Source organism: Rhodovulum sp. BSW8 (genome assembly GCF_003314725.1).
In the GTDB taxonomy this organism is placed as follows: domain Bacteria; phylum Pseudomonadota; class Alphaproteobacteria; order Rhodobacterales; family Rhodobacteraceae; genus Rhodovulum; species Rhodovulum visakhapatnamense.
Map to the genome: position 1 here is coordinate 88,320 of NZ_QNVX01000017.1, position 21,506 is coordinate 109,825.

At 67.7% G+C, this 21,506-nt stretch carries 23 protein-coding genes; 12 read left to right on the forward strand and 11 right to left on the reverse strand.

Annotation, left to right across the window (positions count from 1 at the left end):
* Positions 1–5 precede the first annotated feature (5 nt).
* From pstA to DSD19_RS11020, 4 genes are all read right to left on the reverse strand, one after another.
* Entirely contained in the window at positions 6–1,391 is a 1,386-nt protein-coding gene (gene pstA, locus DSD19_RS11005; RefSeq protein ID WP_113669615.1) for a phosphate ABC transporter permease PstA, read from the reverse strand.
* Complete coding sequence (gene pstC / locus DSD19_RS11010) at positions 1,388–2,851, reverse strand: phosphate ABC transporter permease subunit PstC (protein WP_113669616.1); 1,464 nt, start codon at positions 2,849–2,851, stop codon at positions 1,388–1,390. The genes pstA and pstC overlap by 4 nt, the downstream gene beginning before the upstream one ends.
* Before the next feature lie 78 nt (positions 2,852–2,929).
* Complete coding sequence (locus DSD19_RS11015) at positions 2,930–3,964, reverse strand: substrate-binding domain-containing protein (protein WP_113669617.1); 1,035 nt, start codon at positions 3,962–3,964, stop codon at positions 2,930–2,932.
* A 166-nt stretch (positions 3,965–4,130) separates the two neighbouring features.
* Complete coding sequence (locus tag DSD19_RS11020) at positions 4,131–5,171, reverse strand: ATP-binding protein (RefSeq protein WP_075786373.1); 1,041 nt, start codon at positions 5,169–5,171, stop codon at positions 4,131–4,133.
* Between the two features lie 204 nt (positions 5,172–5,375).
* Between DSD19_RS11020 and DSD19_RS11025 the strand changes: the two genes are divergently transcribed.
* Positions 5,376–5,756, forward strand: coding sequence for a hypothetical protein (locus DSD19_RS11025; RefSeq protein WP_075786372.1), 381 nt, complete (start codon positions 5,376–5,378; stop codon positions 5,754–5,756).
* Positions 5,757–5,793: 37 nt separating this feature from the next.
* Here DSD19_RS11025 and DSD19_RS11030 read toward each other — a convergent pair whose 3' ends face one another.
* Genes DSD19_RS11030 through DSD19_RS11040 form a run of 3 tightly spaced genes read right to left on the reverse strand, consistent with a single transcriptional unit; the run spans position 5,794 to position 7,859 of the window.
* A complete protein-coding gene (locus DSD19_RS11030) occupies positions 5,794–6,321 on the reverse strand; it encodes a gamma carbonic anhydrase family protein (RefSeq protein ID WP_075786371.1) in 528 nt (175 codons plus the stop codon).
* Complete coding sequence (gene gmk / locus DSD19_RS11035; protein WP_075786370.1) at positions 6,318–6,959, reverse strand: guanylate kinase; 642 nt, start codon at positions 6,957–6,959, stop codon at positions 6,318–6,320. Before gmk ends, DSD19_RS11030 begins: the two co-directional genes overlap by 4 nt.
* 6 nt (positions 6,960–6,965) lie before the next feature.
* Positions 6,966–7,859: a YicC/YloC family endoribonuclease gene (locus tag DSD19_RS11040; RefSeq protein WP_113669618.1), complete on the reverse strand. Its 894-nt coding sequence runs from the start codon at positions 7,857–7,859 to the stop codon at positions 6,966–6,968.
* A gap of 158 nt (positions 7,860–8,017) precedes the next feature.
* Here DSD19_RS11040 and DSD19_RS11045 point away from each other — a divergent pair, with 158 nt between their 5' ends.
* Positions 8,018–8,656 carry a PAS domain-containing protein gene (locus tag DSD19_RS11045; protein WP_113669619.1) on the forward strand — a complete coding sequence of 213 codons (639 nt, stop codon included), beginning with the start codon at positions 8,018–8,020 and terminating at the stop codon, positions 8,654–8,656.
* A 183-nt stretch (positions 8,657–8,839) separates the two neighbouring features.
* Here DSD19_RS11045 and DSD19_RS11050 read toward each other — a convergent pair whose 3' ends face one another.
* The gene (locus DSD19_RS11050) at positions 8,840–10,210 is read right to left on the reverse strand and encodes a class II 3-deoxy-7-phosphoheptulonate synthase (RefSeq protein ID WP_113669620.1); all 1,371 of its coding nucleotides are present in this window, start codon (positions 10,208–10,210) and stop codon (positions 8,840–8,842) included.
* A gap of 320 nt (positions 10,211–10,530) precedes the next feature.
* On the opposite strand from DSD19_RS11050, the gene DSD19_RS11055 reads away from it, so the two are divergent.
* From DSD19_RS11055 to DSD19_RS11090, 8 genes are all read left to right on the forward strand, one after another.
* Complete coding sequence (locus tag DSD19_RS11055) at positions 10,531–11,448, forward strand: GlxA family transcriptional regulator (protein ID WP_113669649.1); 918 nt, start codon at positions 10,531–10,533, stop codon at positions 11,446–11,448.
* 129 nt (positions 11,449–11,577) lie between these two features.
* A complete protein-coding gene (locus DSD19_RS11060; RefSeq protein WP_113669621.1) occupies positions 11,578–12,762 on the forward strand; it encodes an ABC transporter substrate-binding protein in 1,185 nt (394 codons plus the stop codon).
* A gap of 115 nt (positions 12,763–12,877) precedes the next feature.
* Positions 12,878–13,666, forward strand: a complete 789-nt coding sequence (locus DSD19_RS11065) for an ABC transporter ATP-binding protein (protein ID WP_075786364.1) — start codon at positions 12,878–12,880, stop codon at positions 13,664–13,666.
* Between the two features lie 114 nt (positions 13,667–13,780).
* Positions 13,781–14,491 (forward strand): ABC transporter ATP-binding protein, encoded by a 711-nt coding sequence (locus DSD19_RS11070; RefSeq protein ID WP_075786363.1) that lies wholly within the window; start codon positions 13,781–13,783, stop codon positions 14,489–14,491.
* Between the two features lie 2 nt (positions 14,492–14,493).
* Positions 14,494–14,937 (forward strand): hypothetical protein, encoded by a 444-nt coding sequence (locus DSD19_RS11075; RefSeq protein ID WP_075786362.1) that lies wholly within the window; start codon positions 14,494–14,496, stop codon positions 14,935–14,937.
* A gap of 54 nt (positions 14,938–14,991) precedes the next feature.
* Positions 14,992–15,453 (forward strand): hypothetical protein, encoded by a 462-nt coding sequence (locus tag DSD19_RS11080; protein WP_113669622.1) that lies wholly within the window; start codon positions 14,992–14,994, stop codon positions 15,451–15,453.
* Positions 15,453–16,463 carry a branched-chain amino acid ABC transporter permease gene (locus DSD19_RS11085; RefSeq protein WP_113669623.1) on the forward strand — a complete coding sequence of 337 codons (1,011 nt, stop codon included), beginning with the start codon at positions 15,453–15,455 and terminating at the stop codon, positions 16,461–16,463. The genes DSD19_RS11080 and DSD19_RS11085 overlap by 1 nt, the downstream gene beginning before the upstream one ends.
* Positions 16,464–16,465: 2 nt before the next feature.
* On the forward strand, positions 16,466–17,758 hold the full coding sequence (locus tag DSD19_RS11090; protein WP_113669650.1) for a branched-chain amino acid ABC transporter permease: 1,293 nt from the start codon (positions 16,466–16,468) through the stop codon (positions 17,756–17,758).
* A gap of 8 nt (positions 17,759–17,766) precedes the next feature.
* Here DSD19_RS11090 and DSD19_RS11095 read toward each other — a convergent pair whose 3' ends face one another.
* On the reverse strand, positions 17,767–18,015 hold the full coding sequence (locus DSD19_RS11095; protein WP_113669624.1) for a hypothetical protein: 249 nt from the start codon (positions 18,013–18,015) through the stop codon (positions 17,767–17,769).
* A 137-nt stretch (positions 18,016–18,152) separates the two neighbouring features.
* On the opposite strand from DSD19_RS11095, the gene DSD19_RS11100 reads away from it, so the two are divergent.
* Positions 18,153–18,752, forward strand: a complete 600-nt coding sequence (locus tag DSD19_RS11100) for an NTP transferase domain-containing protein (RefSeq protein ID WP_113669625.1) — start codon at positions 18,153–18,155, stop codon at positions 18,750–18,752.
* On the opposite strand, the gene DSD19_RS11105 is transcribed toward DSD19_RS11100, so the two are convergent.
* On the reverse strand, positions 18,749–19,180 hold the full coding sequence (locus DSD19_RS11105; protein ID WP_075786357.1) for a hypothetical protein: 432 nt from the start codon (positions 19,178–19,180) through the stop codon (positions 18,749–18,751). The genes DSD19_RS11100 and DSD19_RS11105 overlap by 4 nt on opposite strands.
* A 640-nt stretch (positions 19,181–19,820) precedes the next feature.
* Positions 19,821–20,390, reverse strand: coding sequence for a hypothetical protein (locus DSD19_RS11110; RefSeq protein WP_113669626.1), 570 nt, complete (start codon positions 20,388–20,390; stop codon positions 19,821–19,823).
* A gap of 105 nt (positions 20,391–20,495) precedes the next feature.
* On the opposite strand from DSD19_RS11110, the gene moaA reads away from it, so the two are divergent.
* The gene (gene moaA, locus DSD19_RS11115) at positions 20,496–21,506 is read left to right on the forward strand and encodes a GTP 3',8-cyclase MoaA (RefSeq protein WP_113669651.1); all 1,011 of its coding nucleotides are present in this window, start codon (positions 20,496–20,498) and stop codon (positions 21,504–21,506) included.

The following is a 21,506-nucleotide window of genomic DNA, read 5'->3' on the forward strand; positions in this document are numbered from 1 at the left end:
GCGATCTACCAGCGGCGCTCGAAGCGGCGGCGCAGGATGATGGCGATGATGTTCATGGTCATCAGGAACAGAAGCAGGATGATGATGCCGCCCCAGGCCCGTTCGTAGAAGGCCGGGTCGGCCCGTTTGGCCCATTCGTAGATCTGCGCGGGCATGGCCGAGTTCGGCGCGAGAAAGCCCGAGACCGCGCCGTCGGGATAGTTCGAGGCGATGAAGCCGACCATCCCGATCAGCAAGAGCGGCGCGGTTTCGCCCAGCGCCTGGGCCAGTCCGATGATGGTGCCGGTCAGGATGCCGGGCATCGCCAGCGGCAGCACATGGTGAAACACCGCCTGCATCTTCGAGGCCCCTACCCCCAGCGCCGCGTCGCGGATCGAGGGCGGCACCGCCTTCAGCGAGGCGCGGGTCGAGATGATGATCGTCGGCAGGGTCATCAGCGACAGCACCAGCCCGCCGACCAGCGGCGCCGATTGAGGCAGGTGGACGAACTGGATGAAGACCGCCAGCCCGAGGATCCCGAAGACGATCGAGGGCACCGCCGCGAGGTTCGAGATATTGACCTCGATGATGTCGGTAAAGCGGTTCTGGGGGGCGAATTCCTCCAGATAGATCGAGGCCGCGACCCCGATGGGCAAGGACAGCAGAAGCACCACGATCATCATGTAAAGCGAGCCCAGCATCGCCACGCCCAGCCCCGCCTGTTCGGGGCGCGCGTCCGAGGCGTCGGGCCCGGTGATGAAGGCCAGGTTGAAGCCCTTGGTCGCGACGCCCGCATCGCGCAGCTTGTCGATCAGGTCCAGATGGACCGCGTCGAGGTTCTTGTCGCGCTCGATCGACTCGCGGCTGACGCGCCCCTTGAGATAGCCATCGACCCGTGACGAGGCGAGGATGCGTACCGCGACCGTGTGCCCGATCAGGCTCGGGTCGGCCAGCACCATGTCGCGCAAGGTCGAGCGGGCGCCATCGGAAAACAGCTTGTCGAGCGGCGAGGAAAAGCCGGTGACCTTGGCATCGGCCAGCGGCGTGTCGATCCCGTGCGTCTCGATCTCGCGCAGCATCGCCGCGCGCAGCAGCGGCGAATAGGCGAAGGTCTTGACCGACTTGATATCTTCGAGGTCGCGATTGCCGGTCTTGTCCAGAACGTCCTCGCGGAATTCGACCTGCAGCGTGTAGCCGGTCTGCTGGAAGGCGCCGATGCCGTTCGAGAAGATGGCGTAAAGCAGCGCCGCCAGGAAGAACAGGCCGACCCCGACCGCGGCGATCCCGTACAGCCGGAACCGGGCTTCGGCGGCGTTGCGGCGGCGGGTGCGCGCGTCGGCCTCGAGCAGCGAACCGGTGCGGGCGGGCCGGGCCGGGCCGGACGATGCGTCGGTGAAGGGGACGTCGGTCATTCGTACTGCTCCCGGTACTTGCGCACGATGTAAAGGGCGAAGACGTTCAGCCCAAGGGTGATGACGAACAGCGTCATGCCAAGCGCGAAGGCGACCAGCGCCTCGGGGCTGGCGAAGTCCGCGTCACCGGTCAGCTGGCTGACGATCTTGGCGGTGACCGTGGTCATCGCCTCGAACGGGTTCAGCGACAGGTTGGCCGCGGCCCCTGCCCCCAGCACCACGATCATGGTCTCGCCGATGGCGCGGCTCGCGGCCAGAAGGATGGCGCCGACGATGCCCGGCAGCGCCGCCGGAAGGACAACCTGGCGAACGGTTTCCGACCGGGTGGCGCCAAGCCCCAGCGAGCCGTCGCGCATCGACTGCGGCACCGCGTTGATGATGTCGTCCGACAGCGAGCTGACGAAGGGGATCAGCATGATGCCCATCACCAGCCCTGCGGTCACGACGGCCGTGCCCGCCTGCATGAGGCCGACCCCGTCCTGACCGAAAACCTTCAGCAAGAGGGGCCCCACCGTCAGCAGCGCGAAGAGGCCGTAAACGATGGTCGGAATGCCCGCCAGCACCTCGATCATGGGCTTGGCGAAGGCGCGGACATGCGGTGTGGCGTATTCCGACAGGTAGATCGCCGCGAACAGCCCGATCGGCACCGACACCGCCAGCGCGATGATCGAGATATAGAAGGTGCCCCACAGAAGCGGCAGGATGCCAAGGTCGGACCCGCCGCCGAAGCTGGGGCTCCAGGTCGTGCCGAAGAAGAAGTCCCAGGCGGGATAAAGCCGGAAGAAATCGATGGTGTTGAAGACCAGAGACAGCACGATGCCGATGGTGGTCAGGACCGCGATGGTCGCCGCGAAGATCAGCACATAGCGGATGCCGGTCTCGACCGAGTTCCGCGCCCGGAAGCTGGGCGTCGTGCGGATCAGCGATAGCGCGAAGCCCCCCAGCGCCAGCGCCAGAACCGCGCCGGTCATCGCCAGACTGCCCTCGCCCGCAATCCTGCGGTAGCGCTGGGCGGCGAAAAGCTCGGGCGCGCCGACCCTCGAACCCAGCGCCACGCCGACCGCGCCAAGCCGGTTGCGGACATCGGTAAACTCGGCCCGGATGTCGCGCGCCTGGGCATGGGTCATCGCGCCCTCGGCCACCGCCTTGTCGAGCCCCTCGGCGATGCGGCGCACGTCGCTCATCACCAGATCGCGGGTGGTGCCTTCGGAAATGGCGCTGTCGGGCAGCAAGGCCGACACTTTCGCATCGACCACGATCGGCTGCACCAGAAGCCAGATGCCCAGAAGGAACAGAGCCGGGACGACGGTCAGCAAGGCGACATTGGTGCCGTAGTAAGAGGGCAGCGAATGCAGCAGGCGAATGTCGCCCCCCGCCCCGCCAAGGGCGCGGCGCCGGCCCAGCACGAAGCCGAGGGCGCCGAGGGCGAACACGATGAGCACGAGCCAGAGAACAGGCATGACCGCTCCGTCTGTGGGATGAAACAACCTAAAAGACGGAAGGGCGGCGTGGGGGCCGCCCTTCCGGACCTGCCGAGCTTAGTTGCTCATGGTCTCTTCGTTGGCAACCTTCGCCTGGGTCGCCGCCAGTTCCGGGTCCGACACCAGGCCATAGGCGGCCAGCGGGCCGTCGGGGCCGGCCATTTCGTCCGACACGAAGAATTCGGCGAATTCCTTCAGGCCGGGGATCACGCCGATATGGGCCTTCTTGATGTAGAAGAACAGCGGACGCGACACCGGATATTCGCCCGAGGCAATGGTCTCGGTCGAGGGCGCGATGCCCGACATGGTCGCCACTTTCAGCTTGTCGGTGTTGTTCTCGTAGAAGGCCAGTCCGAACACGCCGACGCCGTTCGGGTTGGTGTCGATGCGGGCCAGCGTCTCGGTGTAGTCGCCGTCGATATCGACCGACTTGCCGTCGGTGCGCACCGCCTTGCAGGCCTTCTCGGCGTCTTTCTCGTCCATGCCCATGCCGACCATCGCCTCAAGCGCGCCGGTGGCCTTGCAGCCCTCGATCAGCACCTTCTCTTCGAAGACTTCGCGGGTGCCATGCTTGGTGCCGGGGATGAAGGCGGCGATATCGACCGCGGGCAGCTCGGGATTGGCATCGGCCCAGGTCGAGGCGGTGTTCGCGACCATCTTGCCGTCGACCGGCAGTTCGGCGGCCAGCGCCTTGAAAAGGTCCGAGGGCGTGAAGGCGGTGAAGGCCGGGCCGTTCAGCTGGCTGGCGAAGACGATCCCGTCATAGCCGACGCGGACCTCGATGATGTCCGAGACGCCATTGGCCTTGCAGGTTTCGATTTCCTTGTCCTTGATCGGACGCGAGGCGTTCGCGATGTCGATCGAGGTTTCGCCGACGCCTTCGCAGAAGCGTTTCAGACCGGCCGACGACCCGCCCGATTCCACGACCGGGGTCGGGAAGTCGAAGTTCTCGCCGAAGGCTTCGGCGACGATCGAGGCGTAAGGCAGCACGGTAGAGGACCCGGCAACCTGGACATTGTCGCGCGCCGCGGCGGCGGTCGCCGAAACGGCAGCGATGGCGAGCGCCGAGGCGGTCAGTTTCGCAAAGGACATGAATAGCTCCTGATTGGTTTCGGCCGCGGGACTGCGGGCGGCCTCGGCCCGGGTCCTAGACCTGCGGCGCCAACCTTTTGTGACACTGAAGTAACGGTTTTATGACAGTCGTCATATTCGGCTGCGACATCTCGGGGTCCCGCTTTCGCATTGCCACCATGGGTTGTCAGGCCATCGGCAGCATCACCGAAAACGTGCTTCCCTCGCCCGGAACGCTGTCGATCCGGAATCGGCCGCGATGGCGGTTCACGATATGCTTGACGATGGCCAGCCCCAGCCCGGTGCCGCCCATCTCGCGCGAGCGGTGGCTGTCGACCCGGTAGAACCGTTCGGTCAGGCGCGGGATATGCACCGGATCGAACCCCTCGCCCCGGTCGATCACGTCGATCCGCACGCCGGGGCCGCGAAACGCCAGCTCGCGCTCGGACCGGGTCAGGACCAGCCGCAGCACCCCGCCCGAGCCGCCATACTTGATGCCGTTCTCGATCAGGTTGTGAAACACCTGGGTCAGCTGATCCTCGTCGCCCAGCACATGGGTCGCCTCCTCGGCCCCCTCCAGCGTCATCTCGACCCCGGCGCCGCGCGCCAGCGACCGCAAGGTCTGCACCGAGGTCCGCAACAGCGCCGCCACATCGACCCGCGCGCCGGGCCGCATCCGCTCTTCGGCCTCGACCCGGCTCAGCGACAGCAGATCGCTGACCAGCCGGTTCATCCGTTCCGCCTCGCGCGCCATGATGTCGAGAAACCGCTCGCGCGCGGCCGCGTCGTCCCGGGCCGGGCCGCGCAGGGTCTCGATAAAGCCCATCAGCGCGGTCAGCGGGGTTTTCAGCTCGTGGCTGACATTGGCCACGAAATCGCGGCGGATCTGCCCGGCCTGCTCGCGGTCGGAAATATCGGCAAAGCTGAGAACGACGCCGCCCGCTGCCACGCCCTCAAGCGGGCTGGCGGTCACGTCATAGGTCGAATCGCGCCCCAGATCGCTGCGCAGATAGCGCGCGCGGCGCGGCTGGCGCAGCCGAAGCGCCTCTTCCACACAATCGAGAAGCGCCGGATGGCGCAGCACGGTCACATAGTGCCGACCGGTTCCGCTGGGGCCGAACAGGGCCATGGCCGCATCATTGAGGGCGCTGACGCGCTCGTCCCGTCCGATCAGCACCACCGGAACGGGAACGCCGGCAATAATTGACAACCCTAAAGAATCGTTCACTTTTCACCCCATCCCTGAAGACCGGCCCCGGCCCGGCCATGACGGCTGGACGTTACGGAATCGACCTTTGGGCAATTGCCAGATTGCCCACCCGCGCGCTATAGGCAGACTTGTGTACATGGCGTAATGAACAGCTTGACAGTGTTGTTGACGAGGTTTTCCGAAATTCGGCCGTGATGGCCAGTCGCCAAAAGGAGCGCGGCTATGGATTATACAGGCCCCGGACAAGCCCCTCATGCCGAACCCGGCCCCGGCCGTGGCGGAATGGCGCTTCTGATCGGTTTCGATCGGGTCGATCAGCCCGAAATCGGCATGCCCTTTGCCAGCGCGCGCGTCGAGCGGCTGCCCTACGGTCTGGTTCAGGCCGCGCTGTCCTCGGTGCAATCGGTCGACATGGTGGTCTCGCCGCTTCTGACCGAACAGTTCGACGCGATGGATCTGGCCACGCAGCTGGAACTTGGCGGTTATCGCGGGCTTTATGTCGTGGTGACGCCCGTCGTGCCCAACCCCGAAATCATCCGGCGCGAAATCGCGGCACTTTGCCCGGGCATCACGGTTCAGCTGATCCCCCGCGCGCGGCACTAGCGCCCCTCGCGTGGCGGAACGGGCCGCCCGGTCGGTCTCATATCGCGACAAGACCCGCCCGGTAGCGGCGCGCGTTTTCCTGATAGTGCAGCGCCGACTGCCGCAGCCGCTCGATGGCCGCCTCATCCAGCTGCCGCACGAACTTGCCCGGCGCGCCCATCACCAGGCTGTTATCGGGGATCGCCTTGCCCTCGGTGATCAGGGCCGAGGCGCCGATCAGGCAGTTCCGGCCGATCCGGGCGCCGTTCAGCACCGTGGCGCCCATCCCGATCAGGGTGTTCTCGCCGATGGTGCAGCCGTGCAGCATCGCCTTGTGGCCGATGGTGCAGCCCGCGCCGATGGTCAGCGGATAGCCCATATCGGTATGGCAGACGGTGTTTTCCTGGATATTGGTCCCGGCGCCGACGGTGATCGGCTCGTTATCGCCCCGAAGCGTGCTGCCGAACCAGATCGAGGCGCCCGCGCCGAGGATCACGTTGCCGATCACGTTGGCGTCGGAGGCAACCCAGTAGTCGCCGTCCTCGGGCAGGGTGGGGGCAAGTCCGTCAAGCGCGTAAAGGGTCATGGCAGGGCCTCGAATTCGGCCTGCAACGCGCGCACATGCTCGGTCAGACCGGGCTGCTGGCTGCGCCGCAGGCGGGTGGCGGTCAGGATGGTCTTCAGCTTCTCTTCGGTGGCGTCGAGATCGTCGTTCACCAGCACGAAATCGTAGCCGTCCCAGTGGCTGATCTCGTCCCAGCTTTTCTGCATGCGGCCGGCGATGGTCTCGGCGGTGTCCTGACCGCGGCTGACCAGACGCCGGCGCAGTTCGGCAATCGAGGGCGGCAGCAGGAAGATCGACAGCGTGTGCTGGCCCAGCGACGAATTGCGGATCTGTTGCGCGCCCTGCCAGTCGATGTCGAACAGCACATCCTGCCCGGCCTCGATGGCGGCACGCACCGGCGCCTCGGGCGAGCCGTAGAAATTGCCGAAGACGAAGGCGTGTTCCAGCATGGCCCCGCGCGCGACCTGCGCCTTGAAGGCCTGTTCCGACAGGAAATGATAGTCGTGCCCGTCGACCTCGCCCGGCCGCGGCGCCCGGGTGGTGGCCGAGACCGAAAAGGCAATCGCCGGGTCCCAGTCGCGCAACCGGCGCGCCAGCGTCGACTTGCCCGCGCCCGAGGGCGAGGACAGGATGATCAGCAATCCGCGCCGTGCCGCCATCGGCTCTTACTCCACGTTCTGGACCTGTTCGCGCATCTGATCGATGACCGCCTTGAGGTCAAGCCCGACCCGGGTCAGCTCGGCCGACTGCGCCTTGGAACACAGCGTGTTGGCCTCGCGGTTGAATTCCTGCATCAGGAAATCGAGCTTGCGCCCGGCCGGTTCGCCCGCCGCCATCAGCGCCCGGGCCGCCGCCACATGGGCCCTGAGCCGGTCGATCTCTTCGGTGACGTCGGTCTTGACCGCGATCAGCGCCAGTTCCTGCGCGACCCGGTCGGGATCGGCGCCCGCCGCGCCCTCCAGCACCCGCGCAAGCGCGGTCGTCAGTGTGTCTTCCATCTGCCCGCGCCGGGCCTCGGCCGCACGGGCGGCGGTCTCGGCCAGTGACGAAATTGTGGCGAGATGGTCGCAAAGCACGGTGGTCAACGCCCGGCCCTCGGCCGCCCGCATCGCCACAAAGTCGTCAAGAAGCGGGCCGAGATCGGCGGTCAGCGCCGCCAGCAGCGGGCCGGTATCGGGGTCGGGCGCGGCGCTGTCGGCAAGCCCCCGCATCGCCAGGATCTCGACCGCGCTCGAGGGCGCCAGACGAAGCCCCTGCCGCGCCGCCTCGGCCTCGACCCGGGCCAGCAGCGTCAGCGCCGCCGTCAGCGCGGCCGGGTCCACATGCAGGGCATTATGGGCCGAATCGCGGGCCGTGAGTCGCAGCCCCAGGGTCACGCTGCCGCGCGCCACCCGCCCCTGCACCGCCGTCCGCACCGCCTGTTCCAGCCCGGACACCCAGTCCGGCAGCCTCAGGCGCAGGTCCAGCCCCTTCCCGTTCACGCCCCGCAACTCCCATGTCCAGACATGCGTTTCCGTCTGTCCGGAGCGGGACGCGAAGGCGGTCATCGACTGCAACATGAACCCGTTAACCTTCGGTATAAAAAAGGCGCGAATAAGTGGCCATTTTGTGGCAAATTCCTTTCAACAGAGGTCGTATCGCGATAGCACTTCGATCGGGTGGCGACAACGCCGCGGACAGGGTGCCCGCGGCGATACCGAGATGCAAGGAGACTGCCATGGTGGAGTCCGAAACCCGTCCCCGCGCTGCGGTGATCGCCCTGTCGGGATACCGAACCGGAGGCGCCCTGTCCGCCCTGGACGACGTCGAAACCTATTGGGCCGGGCTGCGTGACGATCAGGGCACATTGCCCAGCCGGGCCCAGCTCGATCCGCGCGGCTTCTCGCGCGCGCTGTCGAACTGCTTCGTGGCCGAGGCGATGGCGCCGCGCCACCTGCGGCTGCGGCTGACCGGCCAGCACATGACCGACCTGATGGGCATGGACATGCGCGGCATGCCGCTGTCGGCGATGATCCTGCCGGAATCGCGCCCGGTGCTGGAAGACAAGATCGAGGCGCTTCTGGCGGGCGACGGGGCGGGCGTGCGGCTGACGCTGATCTCGCCGCGCAGCTACAACCGCCAGGCCCTGTTCGCCGGGATGATCCTGCTGCCGCTGGCCCGCGAGAACGGCTCGCCCACCAAGATCCTCGGCGCGCTGGCCACGGTCGGCACCGTGGGCTGGACGCCCCGCCGGTTCCAGATCCTCGGCGAAACCGCCAATCCCGAACCGCGCCCCGCGCAGGACACGGGCGAGGCGCGCCGCCCGGCACTGACGGTCATTCAGGGCGGGATCGTCGAACCGGAACCGGCGTTCTGACATCAAGGAATGGTCCTCTCCGGACGCCGGGCGACGGGTATCGCCTGTCCGGAGGAAACGTCCCGTCCGCCAGAAGGCGGGCGGGATTTTTTTGTTGTTCTGGAATAGGTTGCCGGGCGGTCTTGCGCCCTTGCATGAAGCGTAGTCCGGCAGGGGCACTGTGCCCCCGCCGGCCAGAGCGGATCACATGGCGGCTGCGGCCGCGGCCGCGTCGTTGCGCGCCGACAGTTCCTCGGCGACGAGGAAGGCCAGTTCCAGCGCCTGGCTGGCATTGAGCCGCGGGTCGCAGGCGGTGTGATAGCGCGAGGACAGGTCCTCGTCGGTCACCGCGCGCACGCCGCCGGTGCATTCGGTCACGTCCTTGCCGGTCATCTCGAAATGCACCCCGCCGGGGATCGTGCCCTCGGCCTTGTGGACGGCGAAGAACTCCTGCACCTCGCACAGCACCGCGTCGAAGGGCCGGGTCTTGAAGCCGCTCGGCGACTTGATGGTGTTGCCATGCATCGGGTCGCAGACCCAAAGCACCTCGGCCCCCATCTCGCGCACCACCTTGATCAGCCGCGGCAGGTGATCGCCCACCTTGCCCGCCCCGAAGCGCGAGATCAGCGTCAGCCGCCCCGGCACGTTCTTCGGGTTCAGCTTCTCGATCAGGATCTTCAGGTCGTCCTCGGCCATCGAGGGCCCGCATTTCAGCCCGATCGGGTTCATCACACCCTGGCAGAAGGCGACATGGGCACCATCGACCTGACGGGTGCGGTCGCCGATCCAGATCATGTGGCCCGAGCCCGCGATCCAGTTGCCCGAGGTCGAGTCGACCCGGGTCAGCGCCTCTTCGTATTCCAGCAGAAGCGCCTCGTGCGAGGTGAAGAAATCGACCGTCGAGAGCCCGTTCATGGTCTCGCCGTTGACGCCCGCCGCGGTCATGAAGGCCAGCGTGTCGCTGATCCGGTTGGCCATGTCGCGGTATTTCTCGGCCTCGTCGCGTTCGAGGAAGCCCAGCGTCCAGGCATGCACCCGGTGGATATCGGCGAACCCGCCCTTGGAAAAGGCGCGCAGCAGATTCAGCGAGGCGGCGGCCTGGGTATAGGCCTGCAGCATCCGCGCCGGATCGGGGATCCGCGCCTCGGGGGTGAAGTCGAAGCCGTTGATGATGTCGCCGCGATAGCTGGGCAGCTCGACCCCGTTCATCGTCTCGGTCGCCGCCGAGCGCGGCTTGGCGAACTGGCCCGCCATCCGGCCGACCTTGATCACCGGCACCTTGGCGCCCCAGGTCAGCACGATGGCCATCTGCAACAGCACCTTGAAGGTGTCGCGGATCGTATCGGCGGAGAATTCGGCGAAGCTTTCGGCGCAGTCGCCGCCCTGCAACAGGAAGGCCTTGCCCTGCGCCGCCTGTCCGAGCTTGGCGGTGAGGTTGCGCGCCTCGCCCGCAAAGACCAGCGGCGGATACTTGGCAAGCTGCGCCTCGACGGCCGTCAGGGCCGCCGCATCGGTGTAGTCGGGCATCTGCACCCGCGGGCGGGCACGCCAATCCGATTTCTGCCAGGGGGTCATCGTCGTGGTTCCATGCTCTTCGTCAATTGGCGCCTTATAAGAGCTGAGACCGCATCCGGCTACCCGGAATTCGCCGCGCCTCCCCGGCCGTGCCGCCGCCCGCCCGTCGGCGCGCCCGTCAGCCGCGCGGTCAGACCCCCCTGCCCGCCCGCGCCTGCGCGCGCAGGCCTTGATCCCGACGGACAATTCTGTATCGCTGATCGACACGACGCGCGGAGGGATGCTTGGCCCCGGTTCCCGACAGATCCAGCACCGCACTCGCGGCCGCCTCCGGGCGGAAACCGCAGGACGTCGTCTTCGTCCTGCTCGACCGCTTCACCATGATGAGTTTCGCGGGCGTCATCGAGCCGTTTCGCATCGCCAACCGCATGGCCGGGCAGACGCTTTACCGCTGGCGGCTGGCGGGCGAAGGCGGCGGCGAGGCGGCCTGTTCGAACGGCAGCCGGGTGCTGCTTGACATCGGCCTCGAGCCGCTGGGGCGCGACGAGATCGTCATCGTCTGCGGCGGCATCGACGTGCAGAAGGCCACCACCCGGACGCTGGTCGGCTGGCTCCGGCGCGAGGCGCGCAAGGGGCTGATCGTGGCCGGGCTGTGCACCGCGGCGCATGCGCTGGCCAGGGCCGGGCTGCTCGACGGCAAGCGCGCGACCATCCACTGGGAAAACCAGGACGGCTTTCTGGAGGATTTCCCCGAGATCGAGCTGACGCGCTCCGTCTTCGTGATCGATGGCAACCGGATGACCACGGCGGGCGGCACCGCCTCGATCGACCTCGCGCTGACGCTGATCGCGCAGACCCATGGCCAGGATCTGGCCAATGCGGTGGCCGACCAGTTGATCTATTCCTCGATCCGCACCGATCAGGACACCCAGCGGCTGTCGATCCCGACCCGGATCGGGGTCCGCCATCCCAAGCTGAGCCAGGTCATCCAGGTGATGGAGAAAAACCTCGAGGACCCGATCTCGCCCGCGACGCTGGCGCGCGATGTGGGCATGTCGACGCGCCAGCTCGAACGGCTGTTCCGGCGCTATCTGAACCGCAGCCCGAAACGCTACTACATGGAACTGCGGCTGTCGAAGGCGCGCAACCTGCTGATGCAGACGGACATGAGCGTGATCAACGTGGCGCTGGCCTGCGGCTTTGCCTCGCCCAGCCATTTTTCGAAATGCTACCGCGCCCATTACGACACCACGCCCTACCGCGAACGCGGCAGCCGCGGCGGGAGGCTCGAGGCGTGAGGCGCCGGACGGGCGCGGGCGGGCTGTCCTGCGGGCCGGGATCCCGGGGCGCCGAGGCACGCCCTTTTCTTTTTCTTGCGCGGCTTTTACGGTCACGATGAATTTCGTTCCAACACGGGAGTTCTAAGAATGAAGAAACTGCTTCTGGCCAGCGCGGCCACGCTGGCCCTCGCTGGCGTCGCGAACGCCGAAGAGGTCAAGATCGGCATCCTTCTGGGCTTTACCGGCCCGCTGGAATCGATCACGCCGAACATGGCCGCGGGCGCGGAACTGGCGATTGCCGAGGTCAACAAGGCCGGCACGCTGCTGGACGGCGCCACGGTAAGCTCGGTGCGGGCCGACTCGACCTGCGTCGACGCCGCCGCCGCCACCGCCTCGGGCGAACGGCTGGTCACCTCGGACAAGGTGAACGGCATCGTCGGCGCCGACTGTTCGGGCGTGTCCGGTGCGGTGCTGCAGAACGTCGCCCGGCCGAACGGCGTGGTGATGATCTCGCCCTCCTCGACTTCGCCCGCGCTCTCGACCGCCGAGGATGACGGGCTGTTCTTCCGCACCGCGCCGTCGGACGCGCGCCAGGGCGAGGTGATCGCCGACGTGCTGAAGGAACGCGGCATCTCCTCGGTCGCGATTTCCTACACCAACAACGATTACGGCAAGGGTCTGGCCGACTCGATCCAGTCCGCCTTCGAGGCCGCCGGCGGCACGGTCACGATCTCGGCCGCGCATGAGGACGGCAAGGCCGACTATTCGGCGGAGGTCGCGGCGCTGGCCTCGGCGGGCGGCGACATGCTGGTCGTGGCAGGCTATGTCGATCAGGGCGGCAAGGGCATCATCCAGGCTTCGGTCGATACCGGCGCCTTCGACACCTTCTTCCTGCCCGACGGCATGTATGGCGACTCGCTGATCGAGGCCATCGGCTCGCCGCTCGACGGCTCGTTCGGCACCGTGCCCGGCACCGACAGCGACGGCGCGCAGACCATCCTCGACATGGCGGCCGAGGCGGGCTTCGACGGCACCTCGTCCTATGTGGCCGAAGACTATGACGCGGCTGCGCTGATGTTGCTGGCGATGCAGGCGGCAGGCTCGTCGGCGCCTGCGGACTACAAGGACAAGATCATGGACGTGGCCAACGCGCCCGGCGAGAAGATCCTGCCCGGCGAGCTGGCCAGGGGGCTCGAACTGCTCAAGGCGGGCGAGGACATCGACTATGTCGGCGCCACCAATGTCGAGATGATCGGGTCGGGCGAAAGCGCGGGCAGCTTCCGAGAGTTCACCATCACCGACGGCAAGGCGGTCACCGACCGGTTCCGCTGAGCCGCGCCGCGACATTAAGGCCGGACGGCCCGGGGCTGAAAAAGGTTGCCCCGGGCCGTGCCATTCGCTAAGCGCCCGCCGCCGGGCAAGGACGCGGCGGCAAAGGGAAACACCGATGATCAAGGTCGAAAACCTGCACAAGCATTTCGGCGGCTTTCATGCCGTCGACGGTGCCTCGATCGAGATCGAGACCGGCTCGATCACCGGGCTGATCGGGCCGAACGGTGCGGGCAAGTCGACCCTGTTCAACGTGATCGCGGGGGTGCTGCCGCCGACCTCGGGCCGGGTCCTGATGGATGGCGAGGACATCACCGGGCTGAAACCGCACGAGCTGTTCCACAAGGGGCTGCTCAGGACCTTCCAGATCGCCCATGAATTTTCCTCGATGACGGTGCGCGAGAACCTGATGATGGTGCCCGCGGGCCAGTCGGGCGAGGGGCTGTGGTCGGCCTGGTTCCGGCGCGGCCGGATCGCCCAAGAGGAACGCGCGCTGGCGCGCAAGGCCGACGAGGTGCTCGAGTTCCTGACGATCTCGCATGTCGCCGACGAGAAGGCGGGCAATCTTTCGGGCGGGCAGAAGAAGCTGCTGGAGCTGGGCCGGACGATGATGGTCGATGCCAAGATCGTCTTCCTCGACGAGGTCGGCGCGGGCGTCAACCGCACGCTTCTGAACACCATCGGCGAGGCCATCGTCCGGCTGAACAAGGAACGCGGCTACACCTTCTGCGTGATCGAGCATGACATGGACTTCATCGGCCGGCTTTGCGATCCGGTGATCGTGATGGCCGAGGGCAAGGTGCTGGCCCAGGGCAAGGCAGACGAGATCATGCAGAACGAGGCGGTGATCGAGGCCTATCTGGGCACCGGGCTGAAGAACAAGATGAAGGCGGGTGCCAATGCCTGAAACAGCGCCAGAGACTGGCGCCTGCTGAGACCGGCGTCCGACAAACCGCCCGGCCGGTGCCTCTTGCGGGCCTGGGCATGGGTATTTGAACCAAGAAGAAGAACGGAAGCGCGCATGGCAGAGCCTTTCCTGATCGGGGACCGGATGACCGGCGGCTATGGCGGGGCCGATATCCTGCACGGCTGTACGGTGGCGGTCGAGAAGGGCGAGATCGCGGTGATCGTGGGCCCCAACGGGGCGGGCAAGTCGACCGCGATGAAGGCGGTCTTCGGGATGCTGAACGTGCATGCCGGGGCGGTACGGCTGAACGGCGAGGACATCACCCGCCTCAGCCCCCAGGCCCGCGTCGCCAAGGGCATGGCCTTCGTGCCGCAGACCCACAACATCTTCACCTCGATGACGGTCGAGGAGAACCTCGAGATGGGCGCCTTCCTGCGCCGCGACGACATTTCGGGCACCATCGACGAGGTCTACCGGCTGTTCCCGATCCTCAAGGAAAAGCGGCGGCAGGCGGCGGGCGAGCTGTCGGGCGGCCAGCGCCAGCAGGTCGCGGTCGGCCGCGCGCTGATGACCCGGCCCTCTGTCCTGATGCTGGACGAACCCACCGCGGGCGTCAGCCCGATCGTGATGGACGAGCTCTTCGACCGGATCATCGAGGTGGCGCGGACCGGCATTTCCATCCTGATGGTGGAACAGAACGCGCGTCAGGCGCTGGAGATCGCCGACAAGGGCTATGTGCTGGTCCAGGGCCGCAACGCCTATACCGATACCGGCCGGGCGTTGCTCGACGATCCCGAGGTGCGGCGCACCTTCCTGGGGGGCTGAGCATGAGACATCTGGCAATCCTTGCGGGATCCCTGGTGGCGGTATCGGCCGGCGCGGCGGGGGCGGCGGCCGTCAGCCTCGACTGCGTGGCGCGGCTGACCTGCGTCAGCAATCTGGACGCGGGCCGCGCGGGCTGTCAGCCGACCGAGCTGCGCTATGCGCTGGAGGTCGGGCGCAAGACCGGCGCCAAGGTGGTGATGACGCCCGAGGGCGCCGACGAGACCGGGCGGTTCTACGAATTCCGCCGCCTGCCCGGCACCGAGGGTGTGCGCCTGCAGGCCAGCGGCGGCGGGCTGGAGCCCGGCCAGGGTGCGGGCGTGCTGACCGTCTTCGAGACGCTCGATTTCGTGCTGACGCGGCATGACGCGGTGCTGCTCGACCCCGAGGGCGGCACGCCCCGGGCGATTGCCGTCACCGTGCATGGCACCTGTGCCGAAAAGGACTGAAGCCTGTCCGGGCGCAGAGGCGCGCGCCCCGGACCCGTTCGAAGGAGTCACGCCGTGACCCACGCCCCCGAGATCGCGCCCCGGCCGCAGAGACTGGCCGCGCTGGCCGGGCTGCTCGGCCTCTGGGCCGCGCTGGCCCTGCCCGCCGCGGCCCAGACCGCCGAGCGGACCGCCCCTGATCCCGGCCCCAACGGGTTCGAGATGCGCTGTCATTTCGCCACCGCCTGCAGCGAGGCCGCGCCCTGCGAGGCGACCGATGTGACGGCTGCGGTCAGCGGACGGATCGGCGGCCTGGGGGCGGGGCTTCAACTGGCGCGCGCCGATCTGAGCCTTGCCGGCAGTCGCGTCGAGGCCATCGGCACGCTGAGCGGCCCCGGAACCGGCGGCACGCTCTTCCTGCAAGGCGGCGCCGGGACCGAGCGGCACTATCTGGCCATCGCCCGCTCCGCCGCGCGCTATACCGTTCATGCGGCCGAGGGGCCGGTTTCCACGACCTATATCGGGACCTGCGAGTGATGGAATTCCTCAACGCCCTTGTGGCTTTCGCCAATTTCGTGCTGGTCCCGGCCACCGCCTATGGCGCGCAGCTCGCGCTTGGCGCGCTGGGGGTCACGCTGATCTACGGCATCCTGCGTTTTTCGAACTTCGCCCATGGCGACACGATGGCCTTCGGGACCATGGTCACGATCCTCGTCACCTGGGCTTTGCAGGCGGCAGGGGTTTCGTTCGGGCCGCTGCCCACGGCCCTGCTGGCCCTGCCCTTCGGGATCGCCGGAACCGCGCTGATGGTGCTTGGCACCGACCGGCTGGTCTATCGCTTCTACCGCGAACAGCGCGCCAAGCCGGTGATCCTGGTCATCGTCTCGATGGGGGTGATGTTCATCCTCAACGGCGTCGTGCGTATCATCATCGGGCCGGGCGAACAGAACTTCGCCGATGGCGAGCGTTTCATCATCACCGCGCGCGAGTTCAAGACGATGACCGGGCTCGACGAGGGGCTGGCGATCCGCAGCACCCAGGGGCTGACCATCGTCACGGCGGTGATCGTGGTGGCGCTTCTGTTCTGGTTCCTGACCTATACCCGCACCGGCAAGTCGATGCGGGCCTTTTCCGACAACGAGGATCTGGCGCTTCTGTCGGGGATCAACCCCGAGCGCGTGGTGGCGATCACCTGGATCATCGTGGCGGCCCTGGCGACCATCGCGGGCGTGCTGTACGGGCTCGACAAGTCGTTCAAGCCCTTCACCTACTTCCAGCTCCTGCTGCCGATCTTCGCCTCGGCCATCGTCGGCGGCATCGGCAGCCCGCTGGGCGCCATCGCGGGCGGCTTCCTGATCGCCTATTCCGAGGTGATGGTCACCTATGCCTGGAAGAAGGTGCTGACCTATACCCTGCCCGACAATCTGGCGCCTGACGGGCTCGTGCAGCTTCTGAGCACCGACTACAAGTTCGCGGTCAGCTTCGTGATCCTGGTGATCGTGCTGCTGTTCCGGCCGACGGGGCTTTTCCGGGGGAAATCCATATGACCATGCGTGACCGGGCGCTTTTCGCGCTGGTGGCCCTTCTGATCGCGGGCACGGGCTTCCTGCAAAGCTGGAACGCCGCGCTCTTCATCCTGAATTACGGGCTGATCTCGGCGGTGATGGCGCTGGGGGTCAACCTGCAATGGGGCTATGCGGGGCTCTTCAACATCGGCGTCATGGGCTTTTCGGCGCTGGGCGGGCTGGCCGTGGTGCTGATCGCGATGCCCCCCGTGCCCGAGGCCTGGGCCGCGGGCGGGGTCCGCGTCTGGGCCGGGCTGGCCGTGGGGCTCGGCGTCATTGCCGGGGCCATCGCGATCTGGCGGAAGATGGCAAAAGGCCGTCTGCGCGGGATTGCCATGATCGTCTGGCTGATCGCGGGCTTCTTTCTCTACCGCGCGATCTTCGACCCGGCGGTCGAGGCGATCGAGGCCATCGACCCGGCCGCGACCGGCTATCTGGGCGGGCTCGGCCTGCCGGTGCTGATCGGCTGGCCGGTCGGCGCCCTGCTGGCGGCGGGGGCTGCCTGGGTGATCGGCAAGACCGCGCTGGGGCTTCGGTCGGATTATCTGGCCATCGCCACGCTCGGCATCGCCGAGATCATCATCGCTGTCCTCAAGAACGAGGACTGGCTGAGCCGCGGCGTCAAGAACGTCAACGGCATCCCGCGCCCCGTGCCCTACGAGGTCGACCTGCAATCCAGCGCCGAATTCGTCGCCCGCGCGCAGGAGCTTGGGCTGGACCCGCTGACCGCCTCGACCATCTTCGTCAAGCTGCTTTATGCGGGGCTCTTCGCCCTTGTGCTGGTGGTCCTGCTCTGGCTTTGCGAGAAGGCGTTGAAATCGCCCTGGGGCCGGATGATGCGCGCGATCCGCGACAACGAGACCGCCGCCGCCGCCATGGGCAAGGACGTCACCCGCCGGCATCTGCAGATCTTCATCCTCGGTTCGGCCATCTGCGGGCTCGCAGGCGCGATGATGATCACCTATGACAGCCAGCTCACCCCCAGCTCGTTCCAGCCGCTGCGCTTTACCTTCCTGATCTGGGTGATGGTGATCGTCGGCGGGTCGGGCAACAACTGGGGCTCGGTGCTGGGCGGCTTCCTGATCTGGTTCCTCTGGGTGCAGGTGGAACCCTTTGGCGCCTGGCTGATGGGCGCGATCACCTCCGGCATGGCCGACGGCTCGGCGCTGAAGACGCATCTTCTGGACAGCGTCGCGCATATGCGGCTTCTGACCATGGGGGTGGTGCTGCTGGTGGTGCTGCGCTTCAGCCCGCGCGGGCTGATCCCCGAACGCTAGGCCCCACGCTAGCCATCGCAGGCGCAGCCGGGCCCGACATGGCAGGACCGGCTGCGGCTGATGCAGCTGTCGCCGCAGGCCTTGCCCTTGCTGCAGACCTTGCAGCAATAGATCGGCTGTACCGGCGGCGGGGCCAGCAAAAGCAGCCGCGCCGTCGGCGTCAGAGGCGTGACCCGTCCCTGCCCTTGCGCCAGAGCCTCCCCTGCCCCTAGGATAAGCACCAGGGCGCACAGCGCCCGCATGACCCGTCTGCCCATCGGCATCTCCTCCGTCTTCGGCCCGGTCGTTAATCTTTGTTACCGTCACGGACCGCAGCGGAGCAGTCGGGTTTCATGACCTTGACGGCGGCCGCGCGGGGGCGGCAGGCCGTTCACAAAGAGGGGGACCGGCAAAGATGACCGACATCCTGATCCTCATGCCCGCCGCCGGCGCCTCGTCGCGGATGCGCGGGCGGGACAAGCTGCTCGAGACGGTCGACGGCGAGGCGCTCTTGCGCCGTCAGGCCCGCCGGGCCGGAGCCAGCGGTGCCCCGGTTCTGGTCACCCTGCCCCGCCATGCGGGCGGTCCCAGAGCCGAACAGCTGGACGGGCTGCCACGCCTCAGGGTCACCCATGTCGACCCGGCCGAGGGCATGGCGGCCTCGCTGCGCGCCGGGGCCGAGGCCGCAGCCGCCGCGGGCGCGCGCGGGCTGATGGTGATGCTGCCCGACCTGCCCGAGATCGGGACGGAGGATCTCCTCCGCCTGATCGAGAGCTTCGCCGAGGCCCCAGACAGCTGCCTGCGCGCCACAGCCGAGGACGGCCGCCCGGGCCATCCGGTGGTGTTTCCGGCGCGGCTTTTCCCCGCGCTTGAAACGGTGGCGGGCGATGTCGGCGGCCGCGACCTGCTGGCCCGCGAGACGGTGCGCACCCTGGCCCTGCCGGGCGGACGCGCCGTCACCGATCTCGACACGCCCGAAGACTGGACCGACTGGCGCGCCCGGGCGGGGCGCTAAAGCTCGCCCAGAACCCGCATCCGGCGGGCATAGGCATAGAACAGGATCGCCATCGCCGCCGCCCCGGCAATCATCGCGTCGCCGAAATAGCCCGCGACCTCGGTCAGGCCGGGCGTCGCGAAGCCGATCAGCCAGACCGCCGCCGTGGTCATCCCCAGCGCCGAGAACCCCAGCACCCAGGGCGCCGCGCCGACCCTGAGAAACAGCAGCACCGCGCCGATCAGCCCGCCCCAGACCGCCACCGCCCAGGCGCCGTCGACAAAGGCGGGAACGGACGTGAAATAGGCCGCCTGCGTCTGGGTGAAGAGCTGCAGATACGGCGCCACGCCATATTGAGTCATCACGTAATCGGCGCATCCGGCAAGGTTCCAGAGGATTGCCAGGATTGCCACCGGCATCATGTGCCAGGCCTCGGACTCGTCGGACATTTTCTTTCCCCGGGTTCTCTCACGCGCGCCGCCGGATCGTGCCGCGTGCTGTGGCACCTGTCCAGCGGGTGCGACGTTTTGCAGGGGAAACGCTCCGGGCGCAAGAGCCCGGAGGTCATCTGTCGCGGGGCCATGGCCTAAACCAGTGGCACAATCGCCTGCGGAACGCGCACGGGACGCAGGCGACCCGAGCTGCCCTGGTTGGATCGGCGCCGACCGACCCGATTTGCCGGTCCCGCGCACGTCCCGCCCTGCGATCGGCCAAGCCCCCGCACAGCCGCCCGACCGCCCCCGGATCGGTTGACAGAACCTTAACCCGGGACGCCTTGGGGGGCTACGGTCGAGTATGGCCTAAAGAAGGCATGGGTCTGCCCCGACCTGCGGCGGGAGCTCCCGCGCCGGGCAAGCCCGGGGGTTTTACCGGCGAAATCGGAAACGATGGGGGCGGTTCGGCGGGGAATCGCCGGGAAAACCCGGCGAACCGGAAACGATGACCCGCCGCGATCCGGCACGCTCCGGTTCGGCCTGTCTGACAAAACCGGCCACCGCACCCGACAAGGGGCGAAACAATGCGCACCATTCGGCCGGATCGTTTCGCAAGCTTGCCTTCGTCAAAGCACCGTCCGGGACTCGCCGCGCCCTATTCCGATACGTAGACCTTGAGATTGGTCAGCGAGATCGGCGGCAGCCCCAGCGCCTGCAGCGCCTGCATCGAGACCCGCGTGCCCGCCCCGGGCGAGCTGTCGCTGGGTCTCAGCTCGACCTGCACGCTGGCGCCCGAGACCGGATCGGCCAGACGGCCGCGCCGGGTCTCGTCGACCAGCGGCGTCACCGCCCAGAACCCCGCCTCGTTCGGATCGCCCAGCGAGGCGGTCGTCACGCCCAGCTCGCGTTCAAGCCCGAAGACCGGCGCGGTGGCCTCGGCCAGCCCGGAAGGGGCGGTCGGCACCGCGCCCGATCCGGCACCCGATCCGGTACCCGCCCCGGCCTCGGGACCGGTGGCCTCGGGGACCCCGTCGGTCGGCAGGGTCTCAAGCGCCGAAAGCGGCGCGCCGGGATCGGCCGGGATCTCCTCGGCGGGCGGCGCGGCGCCGCCGCCAAGCGGAATTCCGGCCCCGTTGCACCCGGCCAGCACCAGAGCCAGTCCCAAACCCGGTCCCAGTTTTCTGGCGGCCGTCCGGCCCCGGGTCGTTCCGTCTGCGCGCCCCATCGGCGGTCTCCTCGATCCAAGCATCGCGCCCCAGCCTAGCGGCTTCGCGCGGGCCCCGAAAGGTTCTTGCCGCGCGTCCCCCCTGCCCTTACCTTCTGCGACATGATGCAGCAGCCGCCCCTGATCGACCCTTTCGCCCGCGCCATCACCTATCTGCGTGTGTCGGTCACCGACCGCTGCGACTTCCGCTGCGTCTATTGCATGGCCGAGAACATGGCCTTCCTGCCCAAGAAGGACCTGCTGACGCTGGAGGAACTCGACCGGCTCTGTTCGGCCTTCATCGGGCTCGGGGTCAGGAAGCTCCGGATCACCGGCGGCGAGCCGCTGGTCCGCCGCGACATCCTGACCTTCTTCCGTGCCATGGGGCGGCATCTGGACAGCGGCGCGCTGGACGAACTGACCGTCACGACCAACGGCTCGCAGCTGGAAAAGCACGCCACCGCGCTCTGGGAGGCCGGGGTCCGGCGGGTCAATGTCAGCCTCGACACGCTCGACCCCGACAAGTTCGCCCGCGTCACCCGCTGGGGGCGGCTCGATCAGGTCCGCCGCGGGATCGGGGCGGCGCAGGCCGCGGGGCTCCGGGTCAAGATCAACACCGTCGCGCTGAAGGGCTTCAACGAGGACGAGCTGTTCGATCTGGTCGACTGGTGCGCCGCAGGCGACATGGACCTGACCTTCATCGAGGTCATGCCGATGGGCGATCTGGGCAACGACTACCGGGTCGATCAGTACTGGTCGGTGCGCGACGTGCGCGCGCGGCTGGAAGACCGCTTCACCACGGTCGATCTGGCCGAACGCACCGGCGGACCGGCGCGCTATGTGCGGCTGGCCGAGACCGGGCAGAAGATCGGCTTCATCACGCCGCTGTCGCATAACTTCTGCGAAAGCTGCAACCGGGTGCGGGTAACCTGCACGGGCGAGCTCTACATGTGCCTCGGTCAGGAAGACCGCGCCGATCTGCGCGCACCGCTGCGCGCCCATTCGGGCGATGACGGCGCGCTGGTCGCGGCGATCCGCGCCGCGATCGCCGCCAAGCCCAGGGGCCACGATTTCGACTATTCGCGCCAGCGCGCCGACGGCCAGGTCAGCCGCCACATGAGCCATACCGGCGGCTAG